The sequence below is a fragment of the Clostridium fungisolvens genome, assembly GCF_014193895.1.
Classification (GTDB): Bacteria; Bacillota; Clostridia; order Clostridiales; family Clostridiaceae; genus Clostridium_AR; species Clostridium_AR fungisolvens.
Genome location: NZ_BLZR01000001.1, coordinates 1,938,594 through 1,962,347, shown reverse-complemented (window position 1 = coordinate 1,962,347; position 23,754 = coordinate 1,938,594). Strand labels below are relative to the sequence as shown.

The window sequence follows — 23,754 nt, the reverse complement described above, 5'->3', positions numbered from 1 at the left end:
TTTATAGAAATTACTGAAAACCAATGGTTTTTCAGCGACCTCTACTTTATACCATGTCCATTTTTTAAGTTCTTTCAAAGTACTACTTTGGAAGCTATATTTTCATTAATTTATTATTCAAAAATTAAGTCTTCAAAACTACTATTTTATTAAAACTATCTTACACTTCTCATCATTCCATAGCTTTAATATAGTTCATAATTTCACTTGGATCTTTTGCGTTGTCTAAAATATGATAAAACTCTTCTTTTTCTAATAGCTCTAAAAACTCAGCCATAGCTTGAAGATGTTTTTCATGGTCTACAGCACTTAGACAAAATACATATTTTACTGGGTCATTCCCCTTATTCCCAAATTCAATAGGAGACTGTAAAACAGCTATTCCCATTGCAGTTTCCTTAGCTCCAGCCTCTGGTTTTGCATGTGGAAGAGCTACATGCTTCGTTATAACTATATAAGGCCCCGATTCTTTTGCTGTGGTAATCATGGCATCAATATAGGGAGCTGTAATTTTATCGTTTTTCAGCAGAACTGAGGCTGATTTTCTTATAGCGTCCTCCCAATCTTTTGCAGCAACTCCTAGCCGTATAAGATTTTCACTTATAATATCGCTAAGAACGAACTCTCCTTGCTCTTTTATTGAAAAATTCTCCATACGTGAGAAATATGCTTGAAGCTCATTATAAAGCACATCTTCGGAAATAATCTTAGTATTTTTTCTAACAATTTCAATAACTTCTTCCACTCTAGGCTGCCTCAAAAATGTATTTCCTAAAAGCATGTATACTTCACGCTTAACCTGAGATTTTTCTTTTAAGGTCATAACTGGACTTACTTTTATTAATGGATTCTCTATTTCCATAAGTTCTGCGCTATAGTTAGATGTAAATATTATGTCTATAGGCTCACATATATCATTTAATTTAGATAATTCAATAGGCAAAAGAAAATGTAATTCTGGGAATAAATTTTTTAACTCTGTATATAAAATTGCTGAACTACCTATACCTCCTGAACAAACTATAAGAGCCTTCTTTTTAGGAGGTATAATAGATTCATTTCCATTAAATAATATTGCGCCAAAGTGTATAGTCAGATACGCTAGCTCATCCTCAGGTATATCTTGATCAAAAAGTTCACTAAAAGGTTTCATTGTCTCGCTTACTAATTTATATAATTCTTTATACTCTGTTTTAACCTTTTCACAAAGAGTATTGTAAATTGGCAGCTTAAAAAGAAGTCTATAATATGCTGGCCTAAAATGTGAATATAATTGTTCAAAAATTCCATCACGATTCATGTAGTGAAATCCGCTTAATGATTCAAACCTAGTCATTATTCTTATTACTATCTTAGAAATTATTGAAATATCCTCTGTTTTGTCTTTTGTACTTCCTACTGAAATACCAATAATCCAAGCACTTATGTAATTGGCATCAAAAGATTGAATCATATTACCATTTTCAAAGCTGTATAATAAATCCTCTGTGAAATTATATTCTTTCATTAACTTTATTACAGAAATATTAGGTATCTTAGATACTTCATATTCACTTTTTTTCTTTGAAATCATCCTAGCTTTCAAGAAAGTGAAGATATAAATAAACTCAAGAAGCCTGTCTTCTACAAATTTAATATTATGCTTTAACGCTAGATTAGATATTATCTCTTTTGATTTCTGAAAGTTATCCAATTTATATTCTTTAATAAATAGATTAAAAATCTTGCAATCTCTGTTTATAGATAATGTATTTATAACAATTTTTATCATAAGTCTTCTTATTTCCATCTCAGAACCTATTAAATAATATCCATTAGTTCGATTATTTTTAATATACACTCCATTTTCTTTTAAGATCTCACCTAAATCTTTAAAATCCATAAGTATGCTTGATCTACTTACTTTCATTGCATCAATAAAATGATTTAATGAAAGGTATTCTAAATTTATAAATAGAGTTAAATACATAAAAGCAAGTCTCTCATCTTTTTTTAGATAGAAAGCTTTTTCCGAATCATGTTGCTGAATTATTTCAAGGATTGCATCTCTTGTTTCTGATTTAAGTATCAAATCCTTGTTATATCTTAAAGAGATAGGAGGTACTTTCTGAGACTTTAATAAATCATTAATTTTACTGATTCTATATGTGATTTGTCTTATAGATAAGCCTGTCTCATCCATTAATTCTTTAGTAGTAATTAAAGTTCTTTCAAGTAAAAGTTTAAGAATTATTACAATTTCCTTATCCATAGTAATGAACCTCCATTACTTTTTAATGATTATTTATATTATTGCTAACATCTTAATATACTGAATACGCTTACAATTCTAATTCACGGTTATCTTATTTTCAACAACAATTCAGTGTAAGTTCTGTAATTATCTTTACTAATTTCTGGACTATATATTTTTATTATATTATTTTTAATGTTAGTTTTCTTATTATTTATTAAATTTTCATATCTAGAAAAAATTATAAACTCTTAAAAACAGGCTATGTTTAAGAAATTATTTGCGTAAGTAATTAAAGCATAGTATATATAACCACTTGATTTCAATAATGTGCTTTAGCAGATATTAAAAATACATTCATCAATGGAGCTTATTGATTTAAAAATAAAGAACCAGCAGAGGCTTAACAAGTCTAACAACTGGTCCATAGATTTATAATCAATTTATTTATGTAAAGAATCTTTATTTACAGTAAAAAATCGAACCGAGCTTAAATGCTTTTAACATCTTTGCTCGGTTCATCATGTTAATTTAATATCTCGATCTTTTTACTCCCTGTAATTTCATATAATGTTTTATTTAATTTTAAAACAATTAAAGATTTACCTTCACTTATTATCTCTGTTTTGTCTTTTTTCATATAAACTTTAATATGATTACCCTTATATGAAAATCCAAAACTTAGCTCATTCCAAATCTCAGGTAACTTTGGGGATAATGAAATATAATCTTCTTTTATTCTTAATCCAGCAAACCCATACACTATAGCCATCCAGGTTCCCCCCATATTGGCAGTGTGTATACCATCTTTTGTATTTCCATGTGTATCATCTAAATCTAGTCTTGCAGTTTCAATAAAATATTTATATGCTAAGTTTTGGTATCCTACTTTAGAAGCCATAATACTGTAAGCTGCACAAGATAAGGATGAATCATGAGTTGTAATTTTTTCATAATAATCATATGAGTTTTTGATTGTATTAAAGTCGGCTTCATCTTCTATTAGAAAATGAGCTAACACTGTATCTGCCTGCTTTAAAACTTGATACCTATAGATTGTTAGTGGATGATAGTTTAGAAGCAATGGATAGTTTTCCTTTGGTGTATTTTCAAAATCCCATACTGCCTTACTTAAAAAAGTGTCGTCTTGAGCATTTATTTTTAACTCTTCATTATATGGTAAATACATATTTGTATAAGCATCTTCAAAGTTTTTAACTTCCTCTTCTGTAATTCCTATCTTGTCACTTAAAATTTCAAGTGTCTTCTGATCTTTGCATCTTAATTCATTATAAAACTTTACAGCCCATTTCAAGTTGTATTTAGCCATAACATTTGTATAGTAATTATTATTTACTATGGCTGTATACTCATCAGGCCCAGTAACCGCATCGATTTTAAATAAGCCTTTATCAAAATGACCAATTTCAAGCCAAATCCTTGCTGTCTCAAAAATTACTTCTGCACCAAATTCTTTTATAAAATCAAAATCTCCTGTTGCTAAATAGTACTGCACATAGGAATAAGCTATATCTCCGTTAATGTGATACTGGGCTGTTCCAGCTGGAAAGTAAGAAGAACACTCCTTACCTATAATAGTTCTCCAAGGATAGGCAGCTCCTTTTTTATGCCCCATTTCAAGAGCTCTTTCTCTGGCTCCATCCAAAATATTATAACGATATCTTAGTAACCCCTTAGCAAGTTCAGGATAACATAAGGTGAAAAACGGAAGAATATATATTTCAGTATCCCAGAAATAATGGCCTTCATACCCTTCTCCACTTAAGCCTTTAGCTGTAATATTACTTTTTTCATCTTTCCCTACTGCTTGCAATAGCTGATACAAATTATATTTAAGTCCTTGGTGAAGTTTCTCATCACCAACAATATCTATATCTGCTAAACTCCAGAATTTATTTAGATACTCTTCTTGTTTCTCACGTAAGCTTTCAAAAGATATTGAACTTAGTTTTCCAGCTATTTCAAAGCCGCATTTTTCTACATTTTCATGACGCCTCGAGTCAGTATATACATTATACTTTGTAAAATTTATTAATCTGCTTTCAGTACCAATTTTAATAATTGCTTTAACGCTTTTATCTGTTTTTTCAACAGTTACTTCATGCTCAGCATCACATTTATGTTTAGTAGTCATTGCAACAATATTCTTTGAATTTTCTGTTTCAGATACTATTTGCATAACTTCTTTTTCTGCTGTAATTGATTTTACAGACAGTATCTTTGCATGATCAGTGCCTACTCTTGGGTCATTTTCGTCGGTAAAGTTAGCGACATCACCATTTATCGATGATTCTATAATAATATCTTCATCAAAGTTTACTTTTTCAATTTCGTAATTAATAACAAATAGTTCTAGATACTTTAAGGATGCCATTCTTGTTATTTTAATCTTAAGTTCTTTTCCTAGTGGTGAAACCCATTGTATTTCCCTTATGTAACATCCTTTTTTTATATCTACATATCTATTGAAATCTTTAATAGTTCCTTGGAATACAGAAAACTTTTCACCGTTTATTATTATATCAATATCCTGAGAATCAGTGACATTTACAATCTTTTGCATTGTCTCAGGAAAAGCATACGCCTTCTCACCATACTGAATAGGAGCATCTTCATAAAATGCATTTATATAAGTTCCTCTTATGGTTTTATAATTTTCAGGGTACTTTTCTTCAAAGTTACCTCTAACCCCTAAGTAGCCATTTGATACGTTGAAAAGACTTTCATTCTTTAAAAGATCTTTTTCTTCTAAACTATTGTCACTTATAATCCATTCATTGTCCATGTTTAATACTCTCTTTCTGTTTTAGTTGTTTTATTTAAAAATGTACATCTATACTTAAAATTAAAATTTAACTGTACACTATTAGCTACATGTGTTATTTTACGGCACCAGCCATAACTCCCTTAATGATGTGTTTTTGAGATACCAGATAAAATATAACTACTGGAATTACTGTAAGAACAAGTCCAGCCATAGCTAAATTCCATTGAATTGTGAATTCTCCAAAGAAATAGAAGGTTGATAAAGGAATTGTCCTAAGCTCTGGATCTCTTAATACTAATGATGGCAGTAAATAATCGTTCCATAAGCTAATTACATTCAAAATAGCCACGGTTACCGTAATTGGCTTTAAAGTTGGAAAAACAATTCTCCAGAATAACTGAAATTTATTGCAGCCATCTATCATCGCAGCTTCTTCTAAAGCTAGTGGAACACCTTTTATAAAACCATGATATAGAAAAACCGCTAGACTTGTTCCGAAGCCAATATTCATAAAGATTAAACCATAAAAGGTGTTTATCATTGAAAATTGGATAGAAGGAATTTCCCACTTACTCATGTATTGCATTAATGGAATCATAACTGATTGAAATGGTATAAGCATTGTAACTACAAAAACTAAAAGTATAATATTTGCAATCTTTGACTTACTACGAACTAAAACCCATGCTGTCATAGATGATAAAGCTATGATTAATACTGTACTGATTACGGTTACCAGTAAAGAATTGAATAGTGCATGTAGAAAATTCATTTTATCAATTGCTTGTAGATAATATGAAAAATCAAAAGTTTTAGGTAAACCAAGTGTATCAGTAAATATTTGATCTCTTCCTTTAAAGGAATTGACTATCATAATATAAATAGGAAATAAAGTCATGATTGTTATAATAATTCCAAGTACAAGTATGATCTTAGATGTTGTAGATTTTGACTTCATCACATTTCAACCTCTTTCTTTTTAGTAATAGAAATCTGTATAACAGTAATCACCATTATAACTAAGAAAAACATTATAGATTTAGCTTGTGCTTGAGCATACTTGTTGTAGCCAAAAGCTGTTGAAAATATATTCATACTGATAAGTTCGGTGGTTCCATAAGGTCCCCCGTTTGTTAAAGATAAATTTGTATCGTATTGCTTAAAGGAATTTGCTAAGGTAACAAACAAACTTATTGTGAAGGCTGGAGCTATTAAAGGAAGAACTACTTTCCTAAATTTATGCCAAGGGCCTGCACCATCAATATCTGCTGCTTCTAAGACTTCATCAGATATACTCTCAATAGAAGCAATATATATTATCATCACATATCCAGCCATTTGCCATACTCCTACAACTACCAGAGCCCAAAAGGCTGCTGTAGGATTATCAAGCCAGTTAAAAAAAACTTTAGAGGTATGAGTCATCTGTCCTATACTTTCAAATAATTTTGTAAATACAAACTTCCATATAAAACCTAATATTAACCCTCCGATTAAGTTAGGCATAAAGTATACAGCTCTGAAGAAATTTTTAAATTTAACCTTTGAGGTTACTAACATTGCCAATGCAAGTCCTACTATGTTAACAAGGATAGTCATAGCAATAACATATTTAGTTGTTAACCAAAATGATGCAGCGAATTTACCATCATCAAATGCTGCAACATAGTTTTTTATCCCTACAAAACTAGCACCAGTAAAAGCAAATCCATCCCAGTTAGTAAATGAATATATTATACCCATTATAAAAGGGATAACAACAACATTGGCAAATATGAATAATGACGGTAGAACAAATAATGCTGTGGTTATTTTGCCCTTAAACTTTCTATTCATTGTTTTCGCTCCATTTCGTATTATTATTTTATATAAAACCCTTTAATGAATGTATTTTCTTCTTTAAGTTTCCTCTAAAAATCCACAAGAGGAATAAAAACAAATTTTTAATAAAATCTCTATATATATCATCACTAACAAATTATACATGCCCGAAAATCTTTAGCTTCCACGACTTTCGAGCAAGTACAATTTAATTTCTCATATTGATTATATCTAAAAGCCTTTATCAGATACTTTTAGCTTTATTTATATTATTTCTTTGCAGCATTTGTCCAAACTTTTTGTATTTCATCTAATAATTGATCAGAGTTTATTTGACCAGCATAGAATTTTTCCATTGCACTTGTACAATCTTTATCAACACCTGCAGGGTAAAGATTGAATGTCCATGGTATAGTTTTTCCTGCATCAGAGTATTTTGAAACTTCTTTAGATAGAACACTTAAATTACTTGTGTCAAAGCCAGTATAAGCAGGTATTACCTTAAACTTGTCTGTAACAATTTTCTGTCCATCTTTAGTAGTAAATAGCCAATCTAGGAACTTAATTGCTCCATCTTGCTGTTCTTTTGTTGCTGCATTATTTACATGGAAAAAGTTAGTATTTCCTACAGCTAGGGAAGTATTTCCGTTTGCTGGCATTGGCATCATTCCATAATCAAAACTAACTTTGTATTGATCTATTATTGATTGTGACCAGTTACCTTGATGGATAATTGCATATTTACCTTGTGAAAAACCAGCAACTTGATCATCATAACTATCTTTTGCAAGATTTGTGTATGGTTTTAACTTTTCTAAATCTTGTGCATATTTCTTAACTTCTGGAATATCCTTAAGATTTAATTGTCCAGCAGATACCTTTGTGATAGCATCTTTGTAATTATTCATTGTTGCAAAAGGCCAGTTAAATGGATGCATAAATTGGAAATAAGTTTCCTTAGCAAATGCAAGTGGCTTTACAACACCCTTAACTTTTGAAATTTTTTCACAAGCAGCAGTTAAATCATCCATAGTCTTGATGCTCGCAGCATCAACGCCTGCATCTTTAAATATTTGCTTATTATATACTAGTCCAATACCTTCAACTGCTAATGGAAGTCCATAAAGCTTGCCATCTTTCATTGTATCTTCAGCCTGTCCTTTAGCTATGATCTTTGCTGATGCAGCTGAATCCATTGGTGCCATATACTTGAAGAACTTTTCAAACTCGCTTCCACTTCCACAAGTAAAGATTGTAGGTGCTTTTGCAGGGCTTGATGCAAACTGTGATTGTAATGTAGTAACTAAATTATCTCCAGCAGATCCTAAAATCTTTACTTCAACGTCCTTTTGAGATTCATTAAATTGTTTTGCTGCAGCTTCAAGCTCTGTTTGAATTTCAACCTTGTTTTGAATTAAGGTAACTTCTGCCTTACCTGATTTTGCACTTGTAGCTGTAGAATTTGATCCACACCCAACCATTGTTGATAAAGCAACTGCCATCACACATAGAACACTTAATAATTTTTTTGTTTTCATACTTTTTCCCCCTATTTTCTAATTTAATTTCTATTAGTTTAGAAGTTTTATAGTAACTATATTAATTATTATTTAGACATCGGTTTTGAGCTATAGGCTTCTTATAAACGTTTACAATAGAAGCCGTATAAACTAATATTTTTCAATACAAATCTAGTTTTAAAATTTCTTATAATGATCTTTATAGATTTATATATAAAGCCATAACAATTTTATGTTTAAGAACCAAGGAATCCTTTACATATATCAGCGCTGTTTCTTCCTTAATCTGTTAATGATTATATTGACATTATATACAAGAAAAACTATAATTTTTTATACAATGTTAATAAAATTTACACTTTATTAAGATTACTTTTTGAGGTGATACAGAAAATGCAGAGCATATACAAAAAAATTGAATATACAATGGCGAAAAATAGATATGCCTCTTATATTCATCCGCCTTATGAACTTGAATCAAAACTCGTACAAAGTATTCAACAATTGGATACCGATGCCGCAACTAATATCTTAAAAAAAATTAATTCGCTTGAAAGGGCACAATTATCCAAACACCCATTGACGTCTCTTAAATATTCCATTATAGGATCTTGCACAATCTTCACTAGAGCCGTAATTGAAGCAGGATTGGATACCGAAACAGCATTTATATTAAGTGATCACTATATCAATCTAATTGATGCTGCTTCTAATATAAATGCTTTACAAGAATTAGAGTACTTTATGTTAAACGATTTTATTAATGTTTCAAAAAGGTACAAACAGTACTTCTACAATCCTCTTATAAATCGTGTGATTGAATACATTAAAAAGAATATTGAAAATCCTTTAACTCTTCAAGAAATTTCTTCTATAGTGAACGTACATCCAAATTATCTTTCAGCGGCTTTTAAAAAAGAAGTTGGTAAAACCTTATCTGAGTATATTAGCGAAGTTAAGATCTCAGCTATACAGCTTTATTTAAATAATACTAACTTGAGCGTAACAGAGATAAGTCATATATTTAATTTTAGCCACATAACTTATTTTTCTCGTTTTTGTAAAAAACATATGGGAGTAACTCCTAAAGATTATAGAAGACAATCATTAATTTCTAAGGTTAGCTTATAAATTTTAAAATTCATAACCAAATACTTATAAAGATGAACCAGTTCTATCTAATAAAACTAAGTGATATTTCTGCTAACTATTAATGGTAATAGGATTATCAAATATAGATTGTATTTGGAACTGGTTTATCTATATAATAAAGTAAGGCTGAAGATATCTTAACTCTTCAGCCTTATTAATTTGAGCTTTGTTAAAGTACCTTACTGGAAAATATTGATGGTTGCTGTAATAAGTTTCACTCTTTAAGCTTAACTATATACAGTTAATTAAGGGGATGGTTATTATAAAGAGATTTGCTTACATACTTTTAATGGTTACGTTGGGCACAATGACATTGCTTAGTTGTAGAAATAAAACTGAATCATCAAAGAAAGTTGAAGTAAATAAGCCAAAGCAACTTCAAACTAATAAATCAGATAGCTCTAACAATCTATCTAATGATTCTAGTGTACAAGCTTTATCAGATAAAGAAAATCAAGAATTAACTGACAATAGCAAGGTTCAAGAAATGATTAATCCTGTAATTGCAGGTTTTATTGAAGGGTTTTATAATTGTACACCGTCAACTGTAGATCAAGTTTTTGATAAACTAAGTACATACTCAGGTTTCGATAATGGTGCAGCCTTTGGAGATAGAACTGACAATTTTAAAAATTCTATGAAAAATTACAACGAAAAACTTATAAACTATCATATTTCTAAATCTGATATTGGAATTTTCGTTACTTCAAAAGATGGTTCTAAAACCTATTATGGTAGCAATCAAACCATAATTGTAAACTATACTGAAAATGGAGTTAATAAAATTGATAAAGTAAAATTAACTCTTGCACATAATGTTAAAGGAGACAAAACTTTTAAGATTACAGATATAGATATACAAGAGCAACAAAATATAAAGTAGAAATTAAAAAAATAATAGGACGGTAGGTAGATTTACATTAAACCAAATCTACCTGCTGTCCTATTTATTAATTATTGTAAAATTATTAGAACTAAATCCTATCTTTTTGCATTATGCGTAAGTTAGATATTTGAATTAAACATAAGCTATCATTCTTGCTTTATCACCTTTATTTATACCAAAATCCATCTATCCACAAAGGCTTTTTCAACAAACTCTTTTTTCGCTATATATTCTCTTAAGGTTTCTCTTAAATATTCATGATTATATTTTTCGTTCTTATAATTACTTAACGAGCTATACCCAGTTCCTCTTTGAAGATAATCGCATGAAGCAACGGTATATAACCTATCATCCTCAAGTTTTTCTCCATTAATAAATACTTCAATTATAGTTCTACCGTTGTGTTTTATAATAGCATTAGATACATGTAGTCTGCCTACATATTTCCCTCTAAAGCCTGGCCCCATACCATTTGCATAACAATAGTCCGTATCTAAAGAGTTTTGTAAAGCTTCACGCAGATACTTTCCTTCAATTTGAAAACTGGTTGGATTTAATGGTGAAGGGCATATCTCTAGAAGTTTCTTAAGTGTGACCTTTCCTTTTCTAATCCCACCGTTTATCACTCCACTGTTTATGATACCTACGTCACACTTTAGTACGTCTACTAAAGCGTCAACTAGTAAGTTAGTCATTGGATTTTCCTCAACTACATCATGCCAAAGGTCACGCTCAAGATCGTAAAGAGGTTCACTTAATTTGTCTATTGCCTTTTCCTTATTTTCCTTTAGAACCTTAATAATATCATCACATTTTTCGCAATTACTAATATTAATATTTTTACCTTCGATAATTTCAGCTTTGTTATTATTTACTTCTAGTCTTAATACCCCAAGGTTTTCCCCATAACACCCAGATGTAAATATAATTGTACCATTCACTATTTCAGGCTTCTCCATCAATATATGAAAGTGTCCACCTATTATCACATCAACTTCATCAACTTTTTCTGCAATTTCTTTATCTTTTTTCATTCCTAGGTGGGAAAGTACTAAACATAAATCGTATTTGCCGTAATTAAGGGCTATTTCTTCTTTTATTACTTCAATATAATCTTTAAGTTTATATCCACCGAGCTCATTAAATGGACCTATATCAGGAGATGTTCCAATAAGTAAAATTCTCAATCCATTTTTATTTAATATATAGCTTCTTCTTACCCCTTTTATTGCATTTAATTTCAAATCAAATAAATTACAGCTTAAAAAAGGAATTTTAGAGTTAGAAGCCATATTTATTAAGGTTTCTATCCCGTTAAAGGTTTCATTATTTCCTACAGCTATTGCATCATACCCTGCGCTTTCTAATAATTCTAATGCAGCAATCCCGTTTGTCCCTTGCAATTCCATACTCCTAAAATCTGCAAAATCTCCAGCATCTAGTACTATCGTATTTTCATCTTTAAGCTCTTTTATCTTATTTGCTATCTTTGAAAAGTTCTCAAAATTACTATGAATATCGTTAGTATGTAAAATATTTAATCTCATAAAAAACTCCTTAATGCTGAATTTTAATCATTACTTGCTATTTCATTATATTCGTCATAATCATCCTCTAAACTTTTTTTATCTGATTTTTTTTCTATAAATTTAAGCCAATACATTAATGTGGCACCAAACAGCATTAAAGCTGATACTATGATCCAAGCATACTGAAAATTAACAAAGGTAAGTACACTTCCCATTACTAACGGTCCAGTTGCAAAACCAGCCCCCATGAAAAGAAAAAACATTGAGTTCACTCTACCAAGGTACTGTTTAGGCGTACGCTGTGCTATATAATTATTTGAATTTATAGTGATTAAAATTTCACCAACTGTCATTATAATTATGGCTGCAACGAAAATTAATATATATCTATTAATAGCAAACATTCCAAATGCAATAAAGTATAGGATGCCACCTACAAACATACTTTTCAATGGATATGTTTTGGCTGTGATTGATGTTAGTATCGGTGTTAGAACTATTACAGTTATTGCATTGATACTAAATAAAGAAGAAAATACACTTACTCCAGCCTTACCAAATACCTCTACTGTTTGTAAAGGAAGTAAGAAGTTCCACTGAACATAGCAAAAATAATATACTAACATAATTAGTGAAAATGCAATTATTACTGGATTCTTAACAATGAATGAAAAAATAGACTCACTACTCTCAGCTTTTGTACCTGAAGTTTCACCTTTTGCCAATGATATGCTAAGTTTAGCCTTACCTCTAACAAAAAAGAAAACCATCATTGTTGATATTATTGTAGTAGTTGCATCTAATATAAATAGAAGGTTTAAGTAGTTTTTACTAAATAGAATACCACCTATCATTGGTCCTATAGCTAAACCTAAATTTGATCCTAGGTACATCAAGGAATAAGCATTTTTCATTAATGCTTTTGGGGTAATTGATGGTACCATAGCATTAAATGCAGGCGTTGCCAGTGCATACAGGTTTGAAGCTATTACAATAAGCACTGCAACTGCAACTGTAGGTTTCATAAATCCACAAGTTAAGTAAAGAAGCGATCCTAAAGATTGAAATATTACGATTATTCTTTTGCTACCAAATCTATCTACTAAACTACCGCCTACTACTAAAAATGGAGCTTGCGATAATATTGCTATTGTGGTGAATAGTCCAGCTTCATACTTTGAAAACCCTATTTTTTCAGTTAAAATCAAAGTCATTAATGGCACTATGAAGCTACCCATTTTATTTATTACTGTTGAAATGAAAAGTACATATATATCCCTAGGTAATCCTTTGTATACTGACAAATGTCTTCTTATATCCAAAAAACCGTCCTCCTTTTGTTGATTAACATGCAATTTAATTATACACTAAACTCATTATCTTTACACTTTTTGTTATTTTATAATGGAAAGTCAGCCAGCTTATAATATCAAAGCTGACTTACTTCTACAATTATTGAAATCCCTAGTTTTAGCAATGTTAAAATTTTATATTTTCTTTACAGTAAAAATAGACTCATCTCTTCAAACACAATCCTTAGCTTTGATACTCTGGATTACTATGAAAAGGTGAGCCCTAATTAGCATTTCTTTAAAGAAATCACTTATTAATTATTATTTAGTTGTTCTCTGCTCAATTGCCTTCTTTATTTCTTCTGGTGTCAATCCACTTGCATTAATAACTGGTACATTTGTTGAGGTTTCACTAAATCCCATCATATCTGTATTTAAGTCTGATGTAACTATTGCATCAAAGCTTTCACACTTAGATGCATTACTCCTAAGATCTCCGCCTAAAATCTCTACAGAAAAACCTTGACCACTTAAATAATCAGCAACCATAGATAAACCTTGTTCTACACCAATCTTTTTCATATACTCTCACCTCTTTTTTATTTTTCTTATTCATTTTCCCCTCTAAAAGATGTGAGTATACATGTTTATTTTGGTAAATATAGATAAACAACTTATTTCAACAACTTCATTCATGACTCGATATTTGCCAGTGCTTTTTTTATATACTCATAAAGCTCACCACTCATCCCACTTCCTTTTGCTGCCTGTGGATTATCCATATAATAGCGCTCTGCGGAGTTTATAATTTCGGAGTCTCCTCCAGTAAAAAGATTAATTCCTTCTTGCCACTGCTTTGCAAGTTTAATTACCTTTAAATCATCAATTGGTGTGCCGTTCTCCATCTCAGCTTGAAAAGAACTTATAATATTACTCCAACTGTTCAAAATGTCGCTACTATTATTTTGATTTAGCTTATCATATTGTTTCTTAAGCTTAATCTGTTGTTCTTTAGTAAAATATTTCTTTTGATTTCTAATTAATTCTATTGAATTTATGAATTGATCTAAGGAAGGTCTCTGCCAGGAGTTAAATACCTCTAATAATTCATTAAGATCACTTCTTAGCTGCTTTTTAAGACTTATTTCCTCATCTAATCTTTTAAGCTGCATCTCTATTACATCAATTGGATTATACTTCGGATTTTCTAGAAAAGCTTTAATTTCATCCAAAGAAAACTCTAATTGTTTAAGTGACATAATTTGATGTAGCTTTATTATATCTCCTTCTGAATAAAAACGATGTCCAGCATCATTACGAAAGCTAGGGCAAAGTAATCCAATTTCATCATAATGGTGGAGAGTTCTAATAGTAAGACCAGTAAGTTTAGATAAATCTCCTACCTTCCAATTTTTATTCTGCATTTTCATCACTTCTCTTTCTTTTTTAAACATAAAATTGTGAAACTTATTATATTAAATCAAAGTCTTTAACTCATCAGAGTTAAAGCTGTATTTCTTGCCACAGACATTGCATACTATCTCCATGGATTTATCTTGATTAACTGCATCTATAATTTCTTTCTTATCTAATGAATATAGCATTGGATAGAACATTTCCTTACAGCATCCACAAAAGAACCTAACTTCACTTGCTTCCATAACTTCAATGTCATCAAATAATAGCAGTGGGATTTTATTTAGAGTTACGTCCTTTTCTACTAGAACCTGCTCATTTTCTTCTATAATTTCTTTTATTTCATCAATAATTCCTTCTGAAGCACCAGGAAGAAGCTGCGCCATTATGCCTCTGGATAAAATGATTTCATTATTTTCATTATATAATAAATTTACTGAAAAAAATGTATCAGTTTGCTCACTTTGATTAAAGTAGTAGGAAAAATCATCTACGATATTTCCATAAGGCATATCAGTTATACCAGTAAATATGCTATTCATGCCTAAATCCTTAAGTACCTGAATGCATCCCTTATCTCCTATTAATTGTTCAATAGACTTGTCATCATCTTTGTATAAATACTTGTTTAGCAATTGATCATTAATAAAGCCACGGACATTTCCAAAAGAATCACAATCAGCAAAAATCTTATACTCTCTATTACTTAAATTAATTTTTATACTTATTCTTTGATTGCCTTTTAAAATTCCTGATATTAAGGATGTAATTGTTAGAGTTTTTCCTAGTGCAGTTTTTAACACATTACTAGTAATTTTATTGTTACAGACTTCTTGTACCATGTTAGTATTATCTATAAATAGAATTCTAACTTGCTTGTTATATGCTAATGTCTTTACAATGTATTCTTTCATTTGTAATAAATCCTTTCTCAACTTATTTATTTTAAATTTACTAAAACTTTCTATCCTTACGTAAGGTCTTAATAGCTGTTAAACAAACTATACAACCTAACGTAGGGTGAGGTGCAAGAGTTTTTTTAAGCAAAAAAGCTACCACCCATCATGTGAGTAGTAGCTTAAAGCTATCATTCTTTTTTATATATAATCTTTTTAATGCTGCTATCAGAAAGGTAAAATTCTTCAGCCAAACTACTTATAGTCTGACCTTCCATATACTTTCTGCATATATCAGCGTTTCTGTTCTTTAGGTAATCTCTGTTATTAGATTTCTCTCCCCACTTTTTTCTGCTTTCTGGGCAGGATGGAATGTATATATATTCACCTTGGATATATTTTTGAATCTCCTTAATTAAATCCTCCGGCAAAACACTATCAACTCTTACATATTTCATATCGCTCAGCTCCTTAAATTTAGTATCAAACTTAGGAAGCAAAGCCTGCGTATGCATTAATTTATTTTATAGAAGCGACTTAAAATTATCTCTGTGCAAATCGTCGCTAAAAGCCATACTAACAGACTTTGCACAGAGGATTTTGAGTAATTCTTTATACATTATATTATAATTCATAGTAACACCTCTCATTAAAATTAATCTGCTTTATTCAATAAATTACTGGCTCATTAAGAGCGGTAAACAAGGATTTATTACTTACAATTATAACATATTTATCTATTTACTACCTGTTTTTTTATTTCTTGCCTTATCTTTTGGTTACCTTTTTGTCTGCTAAATTTAAGCTATTTACCATTTTGAATATCAACAATATTGTTAAACATAGCGAAAATTTAAAATAAATGATAAGCCATTAACATTGTAGATACACACAGTTATGGTATAATATGTAATTAACAAATAGTATAACATTATGATGATGCATAGGAGGTCAAAGATGAGTGTTAGAAGTACTGCAAAAGCAATTATTATTAACAATAATAAGGTGTTATTGAACAGATGTTTTGATGAATATAACGGAGAATATTACTCTTTACCTGGTGGAGGGCAACATACATATGAGACACTACATGAAGCAGTGATTAGAGAATGTCTTGAAGAGACTGGCTATTCTGTCATTCCAAAAAGATTTACAGCATTATGTGAAGAGATCTGCGAAAATCCTATAACAAGAAAATTATATCCAGAATATATTCATAAGATGTATCACATCTTTCTATGTGAATTAGCTGATACTTCTGCAAAAGAACCAACAGAAGTTGATGATATGCAGATAAGCAGTGAGTGGGTTGAGATAGACCATTTATGTAAAATTCGTCTATTGCCTACTGTATTGAATAACAATATTGAAAAAATGATTAAAAGTGAAATTCCTCTCTTTTTAGGTGCAGAACGTATTAAATATAACCATGGCTAATGCCGTTATATTAAATATATCTACATATTAAATTATAAAATTGTATTTAATAAAGCAGATAGCTCAATTTTAGACTACCTGCTTTAATATTTTTCTATCTCAAACAAATTGAATAATTCATAATTAATCATGATATATCAAAGAAGCTTAAGTACTATAGATTTAATTCTAACCATGAATCATTTTCTTTAAATCCAAACCTTTTATATACTGGTCTGCCTAACTTTGAAGCACCGAGCCATAATTTCATAACTCCAGCCATTTTAGACTCTTCTACTAACTTATTGAGTAAAGTAGTTGCAATTCCTCTACCTCGATAATTATCTTTAGTATATACATTTGTAACATATCCCTTTTTACCACTCTTGTTTGTATATGTAGGTGGAAACTCATAAAATACAATGGCAGCTGTAGCTATGATTTCATCATGATCTTCTACCACCCACTGAATTAAAGAACCATCATTTAATTTGTTATGAAAAAAAACTTTTAATTCTTCATCAATATCTATATTAGGCTCTATCCCTTCGTCAATTAGTTGTTGCTTTCTCAACTCACTTAATTGTTCTATTTCACTTATATTTGCTTTACGATATATCATTTTATCCTCCAAGCATATATGATTTACAAGTTTTCAATTTAATTAACCACTTTAAATAAACTTTTATATTACATTTTAGTAGGCTTTTGTTCTACAGTCAGTGGAGATATATTATCATGTCTATGACTTATTTCTTTATCATCATCTGACAGACCAATAATATCAAATTGTGAACCTTGAAAGTTCTCCATATTAATAAGCCATAGTCTATAACCATTTGCATCTACAATTTTAGCTTCTGCTTCAATATTTCTTTTCTTTTCAATAATTTTTACTCTTTTAATCTCTGGGTTTCCTACTATCCCATAAAACATTGGAGGCGTTATTTTGTTTATGTTAGGGAAATATGATTCAGTCAAACCAACTTTATCTATTGTAATCTTAATATCTCCTTGAGCCACCCAATAAGCAAGTCTATATCCAAACATATTCTCTTTCACAGCAGCGGTAAATAACCCTTCAACTCCTGATGAAATACAAAATACCATACTTCCTTTACTGCCCTTTTGTTCGTAAATTATATTTACTGGTACTGAACCTGGTCTATTTACTGCATGATTTATGTCTCTTGCAGTGCTACTAAAGTTTAATATACAAAAAGCTGATATAATAACAAGTATAAGAACTAAAGTGAATAAAATCATCTTTTTCTTCATTAAATTTTTCTCCATTTCTAATTTACTAAGCTTAAATAATTTGATTATAGCTTTTCCACTAGTGTATTCCACGTAAGTTCAAGAACACCTGTCATGTTTTCAGGTTCATTAGAGGTGTACGCAACAACTGCATTCTTATCTGGAATCATTACAACATACTGTCCAAACAAACCATCCATACGATATGAATTAGGGTATGAGTTCATCCACATTTGATATCCATATCCTTGATGATGATCTGCTGTAGCAAAGAACTCATTAAAATCATCTGTTTTAATCTGAACAGAAGTAGCTTGTTCTATATAACTTGACGGAATAAGTTGTTCACCTCTCCAAACACCTTTATTAAGAATTAGTTGCCCAAATCTTGATATTTGTTCTGCATTTAAATACAAACCAGTGCATCCAAGCGGAATTCCTTTTGGACATGTATCCCATTTTGGCTTAGGTATATCTAGATATTTAAATATTTTCTCATTTAAAAAGTAATCTAATTTTACTCCAGTGGTGATGCTAATAATTTTTGAAAGCATATACGTTGCTGCATTATCATAGGTAAAATGAGTACCTGGTTCAAATACAAATGGTTCTTCAAAGAATAATTCACAAATATCATTTATAACTCTACCATCTCTTTCTGCCTTGGATATTGGACATTCTCTATGTCCAGCTCCCATACAAAGTAGATCATGTACTGTCAATTTTTTAAGATTTTCACTCAAGTACTTAGAAGGCACATCAGGAAAGAAGTCTAAAACTTTGTCTTTTATTTTAAAGTATCCCTCATGGATTGCTATGCCTACAGCCATAGAAGTAAAAGTTTTACTTACAGACCATAAGAGAATTGGTTTTTCTTCTGCAAAATCATGCTTTGCAATTACTTCTCCATTTTGTCTAACCACCACATTAAGTACCTGAAGATTTTGTTTCTTTACGCAGCCTATGAGGTCATCTAATAAATTATTGATCATCTTATTCACCTACTTAATTTCTCTATATACATAATGATTTTTACTTCATATTTCACTCTTTACTAATAAGCCTTGTTTGATTTCATGTAAAGCAAGGTCGTTTAGCTAGACACTTACCACAATTTTTAATAATCAGAATATTACTTAAGCAAAGTGATAAGTCTTTAACCATGTTAATCTTCATTCTAAAGTCTGGATTTTCTTTTAGTTCTCTACTTCATCTATCTTTTTATATGATCTTGAATATACAATCCCCAATCCAATAATGAACATAAAGATAGAAATAAACTGAGAAGTAGATAAACTTCCAACACTTCCACGTACTAAATCTCCTCTATAAAATTCAAGAATAAACCTTCCAGCACTATAAAAAACCAAATAACATCCTACTACTATTCCATCAGCTTTTTTGTATTTTGCTATAAAAATTAGAACAGCAAAGTTAAGAAAGTCTAATCCACTTGATATTAATTGCGTAGGAACTAATCTCACGTTGTTTGGAGCAAAATTAGAGTGCTTGAAAATCACATTAATTTTGCTTGTAGTTTCTTCACCATAGCAACATCCAGCTAAGAAGCATCCAATTCTACCAAAGCCTTGAGCTAAAGCTACCGAAGGTATTATTAAATCAAAATATTTTAAGAAATTCATCTTAGATTTTTTGCAGTATATAAATGCTGATAAAATCCCTCCAATTATACCTCCATAAACTACAAATCCATCAGATATATTAAGAAGGAGCTTAGGGGCAGATATAATTTGATTTATTATAGTCACGTAATATAAGAGTTTTGCTCCAAGTATTCCTCCTATCACACCCCAAATAGCTATATTAAAGATTGGTTCTCTATCTACATTTATTTTCTTAGCTCTATAATCAGTTACAATATATGCTGCTAAAATCCCAATCCCTATCATCAAACCATATCCATAAATTGTGATTGGTCCAAATTTTATTAACTCGTTGTACATAACTTTTCTCCCTCCATATTTTTCTCATTATTAATGTGTAGTGAATTTTATGTAATAACATTGATGAAAAACTTCATAGTTGATATTTTACTTTACGATAATAAACCATGTGAAATAAAACAAAAGCACACATAATTAAGTTATTTCATATGATTATACCATAATTTTCTATTATGTACTTTATTAGTAAGCTTCATACTTTTGTTTATTTCTAGAGATATAAAAATTCGCTGAAGTAATCTACTTCAGCGAATTTTTTTCTGCATCTGCTTTCTAAATGTATACGATGAAACTAACAGGTGTATATCATAAAAAAAGTAATAATTTATCCATTTTATTATATACCTCATCAATCAATAACATATCCCAAATCAGCTAATACGCTAATAGGTAATTCCATTCTCACAGTTTTATTAGGATTAACCTTCTGACAAACCACTAGATTGCCGCAAAGACTCAAAAGTATGCCAGCATCATAAGCGTTCATGCCAGTTTCTTTTATTAGAAACTCTAACATCATTTCAGTAGCTTCATCAGCAGCCTCATCTAAAGTTTTACAAGAAGCAATTGTAATCCACTTTCCATCAACATATACTGATGGTGCTACACTTTTTTTATCAGAGAGTACACTAACTCGAACAACTACAGTTCCTTCAATCTCAAGACCACATCCACCAATTTCACCATCTCCCATAAGTGCATGAAGATCTCCTATTGCAAGAAGAGCGCCTTCTGCAAGTACAGGTAAATATAAAACTGCGCCTTTTCTAATTTGCCTACAATCCATATTACCGCCATGGGTTCCTGGAATGATTGTTGAGATTTCTTCTCCTGCTGGAGCTACACCAATTACCCCAATCATTGGATCAATAGGCATAGATAAACAGTCATTAAACTTTGCTATGCCATTTTCAACAGGAATTCTCTTAGTTTCATATTTAGTAAGCTTATGTTTTAAACCTCCACTAAAAGGTCCAATAACATTTACTCCCAAAGCTCCAACTAAAATATCTATAATTTCAACCTTCAAAGTATCTCCTGGCATTGCACCATTTATATACAGTGGACCAGTTGCTGGATTGCCCAAAGATTTGTTGTCTACACCATATTTTGCTTCCTTAGATAGTAGTTCGTTATTAAAACAATCCAGTGTTTGAAACTCAACTACATCCCCTGATTGACAATAAGCTACTGGATCATTTTTATCTGACATTTTATATACTACATTTTCACTCTCAATTGTAATCATAATATTCTCCTCTTGAAGTCACTAAAAGACATATTTTTAAAGTTTACGTTTCTTCTTTTAAGACCTTAAACTACGCCAGATTCAAGTATACTAAATTCTTTTTTATCACAATCGATCTGTGCCATTGCGCCGTAAGGCAAGCACATCATTGGTTCATTATGTCCAAAAGACATATTATAAACAATTGGTAAATCACGGAGGTCTAATTCTGAAATTATTTTAATTATTGAAGCCTTGTATTCATTATAATATTTTTCTTGATATGGCTTACCAAAGATAATTCCCTTAACCTTCTGAAATATGCCTTGGCTACCATAGTTTCTTAGCCAGTATCCAAAATAAGATGGATCAGGCATATCTTCTGAAGTTTCAAAGAATAAAATACTATCTTCAAACATTTCAAGAGGTGGCCATAAAGTAGTACCTTTCATCATTTCCATAACTTCAATACAGCCTCCAATTAATCTTCCTTGGGTCACTCCTGTACCTTGTAAAAACTCATAACCATGATTCTTAAACATCTTCTTTTCAACCTTGGAGTTGCTTTCAAGCCATCTCACTCTTTCTCCTGTCCATTCACTAGCAGGTGATATTAAACCAATGGCAGAAGCATCAAAAAGAACCTTCTCTAACCAGTAGGCAGTATAATCAAATATCTTGATATTCTCAGCTAACTCTGCAAGAACAGATACACCATAGAAACTTGATAGATTTGCTTTAAGACACATAAAATGAGTGATAGTTGAATCAGAATATCCAATAAATATTTTAGGGTTATCTCTTATAATATCAAAATCGATATATGGTAACAATCGTATACTTTCTTCTCCACCGATACAGGAGAAAATCGCTTTTATTGAAGAGTCAGAGAAAGCCATCATTAAATCTTCTGCACGCTTTTCTGGATGATTGTATAAATAATCTGACCCTTTTAAAGTGTTTGGCATTTCTACAACTTCTAAGCCAAAATGTTCTTGTAGTCTCCTTTTACCTAGATTGTATCTCCAAAGTAAATCTTCATCACCAGCACCACCCCAAGATAGGCTCACTGTAGCTACTTTATCTCCACGTTTTAACCTTTTTGGTTTCATCAAATTCATAATATTACCTCACATAATATAAAACTTCTTTTAATACGTCCTAATATGTAAAAATATATAAAATTATATCACAATAACCATATCAGTAAATATCAAAACTTTATCTTTAGAGGATATTACCATAAACGTTTTTGATTACTTTACCTATAAATGAACTTCTATCTATTATTTCTCCCATTATCAATCAAACTAATACCTGAATACATAAGTTTTATAGTAAGCTCGACTATGCCAACAATGCAGTCTCTTCTACTATTTTCTGCTAAAAAAATTTCAGGGATTATATTATTGGCAATATACTTTTTACTATTCTCTATTATTAAACTCGTAAGATTACTTCTAAAGTCTTCTCCACCTATAACTACTATATCTGGGTTTATAACACAGTTTACGGTTGCAATTAATCTAGAAATAGCATCTACATATTTAACTTCTTCTGGGTTGCTTTCAATTAGTGATTGAAGATATTGTCCATCATTACCTATAGGAATAAATCCTAATTCACCAGCAAAATTATTACCACCGTGCACAAGTTCACCATTTACGATAATTCCAGATCCTACACCTGCATTGGTGAAATGTATATATATCATATTTAAGATATCTAAATCATCTACATGAAGTTTATCAATAAGCTGAACTCCATACCCATATGCTATTGCATTCAAGTCATTTTCAAGTACTACAGGAATATTATATTTATCCTCAATATATTCTCCAATATTACTTTCCTCCCAGCCTGATAGTTTCTTCCCATAAAAATACTTTCGCTTATCTAAATCTACTACTCCAGGCACAGCAATTCCAATTGCCTTAATAGCTATACCTTCATTTATAATGTTCTCGATAATTTTTTCGATCTCAAAAAGATAATTATTACTTTCTATCTCGATGTATTCATCTTTTATAATTTCGCGAGATGTATTTGATACAACGTAGTCAATATGTTTATCTCGAATATAAAAAGATAATACTAAACTTTCATCTAAATTTAAGGCGTATCTTTCAGCTCTTCTTCCTCCACTGGATTTATCTAATCCCAGTTTAATTACTTCATTACTATCAAGTAATTCTTCTAATAATGATCTCACTGTAGTTTGACTTATTCCAGTACTTTCTGATAGCTCGGCTCTAGTTGCTGCTCCTGTTTTTTTAAGAGCTTTCTTAATTAATCCTATATTAATTTCTTTCATTGTAGTTGGCTTACCTGAAATATTCCCCATAAATTCATCTCC

At 30.5% G+C, this 23,754-nt stretch carries 21 protein-coding genes; 3 read left to right on the top strand and 18 right to left on the bottom strand.

Features of this window, described 5'->3' with window-relative positions; translation table 11 throughout:
- Window positions 1–172 precede the first annotated feature (172 nt).
- The 5 genes from bsdtw1_RS08330 to bsdtw1_RS08310 form a co-directional block, all read right to left on the bottom strand.
- Window positions 173–2,251, bottom strand: a complete 2,079-nt coding sequence (locus bsdtw1_RS08330) for a BglG family transcription antiterminator (RefSeq protein ID WP_183277124.1) — start codon at window positions 2,249–2,251, stop codon at window positions 173–175.
- Between the two features lie 508 nt (window positions 2,252–2,759).
- Window positions 2,760–5,039: a glycoside hydrolase family 65 protein gene (locus tag bsdtw1_RS08325; RefSeq protein WP_183277123.1), complete on the bottom strand. Its 2,280-nt coding sequence runs from the start codon at window positions 5,037–5,039 to the stop codon at window positions 2,760–2,762.
- 94 nt (window positions 5,040–5,133) lie between these two features.
- Window positions 5,134–5,979, bottom strand: a complete 846-nt coding sequence (locus bsdtw1_RS08320) for a carbohydrate ABC transporter permease (protein ID WP_183279762.1) — start codon at window positions 5,977–5,979, stop codon at window positions 5,134–5,136.
- Entirely contained in the window at window positions 5,979–6,857 is an 879-nt protein-coding gene (locus bsdtw1_RS08315) for a carbohydrate ABC transporter permease (RefSeq protein ID WP_183277122.1), read from the bottom strand. The genes bsdtw1_RS08320 and bsdtw1_RS08315 overlap by 1 nt, the downstream gene beginning before the upstream one ends.
- 254 nt (window positions 6,858–7,111) lie before the next feature.
- Complete coding sequence (locus bsdtw1_RS08310; protein ID WP_183277121.1) at window positions 7,112–8,380, bottom strand: ABC transporter substrate-binding protein; 1,269 nt, start codon at window positions 8,378–8,380, stop codon at window positions 7,112–7,114.
- Window positions 8,381–8,755: 375 nt separating this feature from the next.
- Between bsdtw1_RS08310 and bsdtw1_RS08305 the strand changes: the two genes are divergently transcribed.
- Window positions 8,756–9,493 carry an AraC family transcriptional regulator gene (locus bsdtw1_RS08305; RefSeq protein WP_183277120.1) on the top strand — a complete coding sequence of 246 codons (738 nt, stop codon included), beginning with the start codon at window positions 8,756–8,758 and terminating at the stop codon, window positions 9,491–9,493.
- A gap of 274 nt (window positions 9,494–9,767) precedes the next feature.
- The gene (locus bsdtw1_RS08300) at window positions 9,768–10,397 is read left to right on the top strand and encodes a hypothetical protein (RefSeq protein ID WP_183277119.1); all 630 of its coding nucleotides are present in this window, start codon (window positions 9,768–9,770) and stop codon (window positions 10,395–10,397) included.
- Between the two features lie 173 nt (window positions 10,398–10,570).
- On the opposite strand, the gene bsdtw1_RS08295 is transcribed toward bsdtw1_RS08300, so the two are convergent.
- The 6 genes from bsdtw1_RS08295 to bsdtw1_RS08270 form a co-directional block, all read right to left on the bottom strand.
- Window positions 10,571–11,947, bottom strand: coding sequence for a bifunctional metallophosphatase/5'-nucleotidase (locus tag bsdtw1_RS08295; RefSeq protein ID WP_183277118.1), 1,377 nt, complete (start codon window positions 11,945–11,947; stop codon window positions 10,571–10,573).
- A gap of 23 nt (window positions 11,948–11,970) precedes the next feature.
- On the bottom strand, window positions 11,971–13,251 hold the full coding sequence (locus bsdtw1_RS08290; RefSeq protein WP_183277117.1) for an MFS transporter: 1,281 nt from the start codon (window positions 13,249–13,251) through the stop codon (window positions 11,971–11,973).
- A 291-nt stretch (window positions 13,252–13,542) separates the two neighbouring features.
- On the bottom strand, window positions 13,543–13,803 hold the full coding sequence (locus bsdtw1_RS08285; RefSeq protein WP_183277116.1) for a YkuS family protein: 261 nt from the start codon (window positions 13,801–13,803) through the stop codon (window positions 13,543–13,545).
- A gap of 110 nt (window positions 13,804–13,913) precedes the next feature.
- Window positions 13,914–14,645 (bottom strand): MerR family transcriptional regulator, encoded by a 732-nt coding sequence (locus bsdtw1_RS08280; RefSeq protein WP_183277115.1) that lies wholly within the window; start codon window positions 14,643–14,645, stop codon window positions 13,914–13,916.
- Between the two features lie 51 nt (window positions 14,646–14,696).
- Window positions 14,697–15,551, bottom strand: a complete 855-nt coding sequence (locus bsdtw1_RS08275) for an Hsp33 family molecular chaperone HslO (protein ID WP_183277114.1) — start codon at window positions 15,549–15,551, stop codon at window positions 14,697–14,699.
- A gap of 173 nt (window positions 15,552–15,724) precedes the next feature.
- The gene (locus bsdtw1_RS08270; RefSeq protein WP_183277113.1) at window positions 15,725–15,991 is read right to left on the bottom strand and encodes a CD3324 family protein; all 267 of its coding nucleotides are present in this window, start codon (window positions 15,989–15,991) and stop codon (window positions 15,725–15,727) included.
- 499 nt (window positions 15,992–16,490) lie between these two features.
- On the opposite strand from bsdtw1_RS08270, the gene bsdtw1_RS08265 reads away from it, so the two are divergent.
- On the top strand, window positions 16,491–16,970 hold the full coding sequence (locus bsdtw1_RS08265) for an NUDIX domain-containing protein (protein WP_183277112.1): 480 nt from the start codon (window positions 16,491–16,493) through the stop codon (window positions 16,968–16,970).
- A 154-nt stretch (window positions 16,971–17,124) separates the two neighbouring features.
- Here the strand turns inward: bsdtw1_RS08265 and bsdtw1_RS08260 are convergent, their stop codons facing one another.
- The 7 genes from bsdtw1_RS08260 to bsdtw1_RS08230 form a co-directional block, all read right to left on the bottom strand.
- Window positions 17,125–17,571 carry a GNAT family N-acetyltransferase gene (locus bsdtw1_RS08260; RefSeq protein WP_183277111.1) on the bottom strand — a complete coding sequence of 149 codons (447 nt, stop codon included), beginning with the start codon at window positions 17,569–17,571 and terminating at the stop codon, window positions 17,125–17,127.
- A 68-nt stretch (window positions 17,572–17,639) separates the two neighbouring features.
- Window positions 17,640–18,227 (bottom strand): hypothetical protein, encoded by a 588-nt coding sequence (locus bsdtw1_RS08255; RefSeq protein ID WP_183277110.1) that lies wholly within the window; start codon window positions 18,225–18,227, stop codon window positions 17,640–17,642.
- A 44-nt stretch (window positions 18,228–18,271) separates the two neighbouring features.
- Complete coding sequence (locus bsdtw1_RS08250; RefSeq protein WP_183277109.1) at window positions 18,272–19,198, bottom strand: serine hydrolase domain-containing protein; 927 nt, start codon at window positions 19,196–19,198, stop codon at window positions 18,272–18,274.
- 204 nt (window positions 19,199–19,402) lie between these two features.
- Entirely contained in the window at window positions 19,403–20,170 is a 768-nt protein-coding gene (locus bsdtw1_RS08245) for a prolipoprotein diacylglyceryl transferase (protein WP_183277108.1), read from the bottom strand.
- Between the two features lie 349 nt (window positions 20,171–20,519).
- A complete protein-coding gene (locus tag bsdtw1_RS08240) occupies window positions 20,520–21,419 on the bottom strand; it encodes an acetamidase/formamidase family protein (protein WP_183277107.1) in 900 nt (299 codons plus the stop codon).
- A gap of 65 nt (window positions 21,420–21,484) precedes the next feature.
- Window positions 21,485–22,522: a S66 family peptidase gene (locus bsdtw1_RS08235; RefSeq protein ID WP_183279761.1), complete on the bottom strand. Its 1,038-nt coding sequence runs from the start codon at window positions 22,520–22,522 to the stop codon at window positions 21,485–21,487.
- Between the two features lie 155 nt (window positions 22,523–22,677).
- Window positions 22,678–23,742, bottom strand: a complete 1,065-nt coding sequence (locus bsdtw1_RS08230; protein WP_183277106.1) for an ROK family protein — start codon at window positions 23,740–23,742, stop codon at window positions 22,678–22,680.
- Window positions 23,743–23,754 lie beyond the last annotated feature (12 nt).

Coding starts and splice junctions, on each gene's coding strand:
- bsdtw1_RS08305 (WP_183277120.1), top strand. CDS start 8,756: ATGCAGAGCATATACAAAAAAATTGAATATACAATGGCGAAAAATAGA.
- bsdtw1_RS08250 (WP_183277109.1), bottom strand. CDS start 19,198: ATGATCAATAATTTATTAGATGACCTCATAGGCTGCGTAAAGAAACAA.
- bsdtw1_RS08255 (WP_183277110.1), bottom strand. CDS start 18,227: ATGAAGAAAAAGATGATTTTATTCACTTTAGTTCTTATACTTGTTATT.
- bsdtw1_RS08325 (WP_183277123.1), bottom strand. CDS start 5,039: ATGGACAATGAATGGATTATAAGTGACAATAGTTTAGAAGAAAAAGAT.
- bsdtw1_RS08230 (WP_183277106.1), bottom strand. CDS start 23,742: ATGGGGAATATTTCAGGTAAGCCAACTACAATGAAAGAAATTAATATA.
- bsdtw1_RS08240 (WP_183277107.1), bottom strand. CDS start 21,419: ATGATTACAATTGAGAGTGAAAATGTAGTATATAAAATGTCAGATAAA.
- bsdtw1_RS08285 (WP_183277116.1), bottom strand. CDS start 13,803: ATGAAAAAGATTGGTGTAGAACAAGGTTTATCTATGGTTGCTGATTAT.
- bsdtw1_RS08300 (WP_183277119.1), top strand. CDS start 9,768: ATGGTTATTATAAAGAGATTTGCTTACATACTTTTAATGGTTACGTTG.
- bsdtw1_RS08295 (WP_183277118.1), bottom strand. CDS start 11,947: ATGAGATTAAATATTTTACATACTAACGATATTCATAGTAATTTTGAG.
- bsdtw1_RS08260 (WP_183277111.1), bottom strand. CDS start 17,571: ATGATATATCGTAAAGCAAATATAAGTGAAATAGAACAATTAAGTGAG.
- bsdtw1_RS08275 (WP_183277114.1), bottom strand. CDS start 15,551: ATGAAAGAATACATTGTAAAGACATTAGCATATAACAAGCAAGTTAGA.
- bsdtw1_RS08280 (WP_183277115.1), bottom strand. CDS start 14,645: ATGCAGAATAAAAATTGGAAGGTAGGAGATTTATCTAAACTTACTGGT.
- bsdtw1_RS08265 (WP_183277112.1), top strand. CDS start 16,491: ATGAGTGTTAGAAGTACTGCAAAAGCAATTATTATTAACAATAATAAG.
- bsdtw1_RS08320 (WP_183279762.1), bottom strand. CDS start 5,979: ATGAAGTCAAAATCTACAACATCTAAGATCATACTTGTACTTGGAATT.
- bsdtw1_RS08245 (WP_183277108.1), bottom strand. CDS start 20,170: ATGTACAACGAGTTAATAAAATTTGGACCAATCACAATTTATGGATAT.
- bsdtw1_RS08310 (WP_183277121.1), bottom strand. CDS start 8,380: ATGAAAACAAAAAAATTATTAAGTGTTCTATGTGTGATGGCAGTTGCT.
- bsdtw1_RS08330 (WP_183277124.1), bottom strand. CDS start 2,251: ATGGATAAGGAAATTGTAATAATTCTTAAACTTTTACTTGAAAGAACT.
- bsdtw1_RS08315 (WP_183277122.1), bottom strand. CDS start 6,857: ATGAATAGAAAGTTTAAGGGCAAAATAACCACAGCATTATTTGTTCTA.
- bsdtw1_RS08270 (WP_183277113.1), bottom strand. CDS start 15,991: ATGAAATATGTAAGAGTTGATAGTGTTTTGCCGGAGGATTTAATTAAG.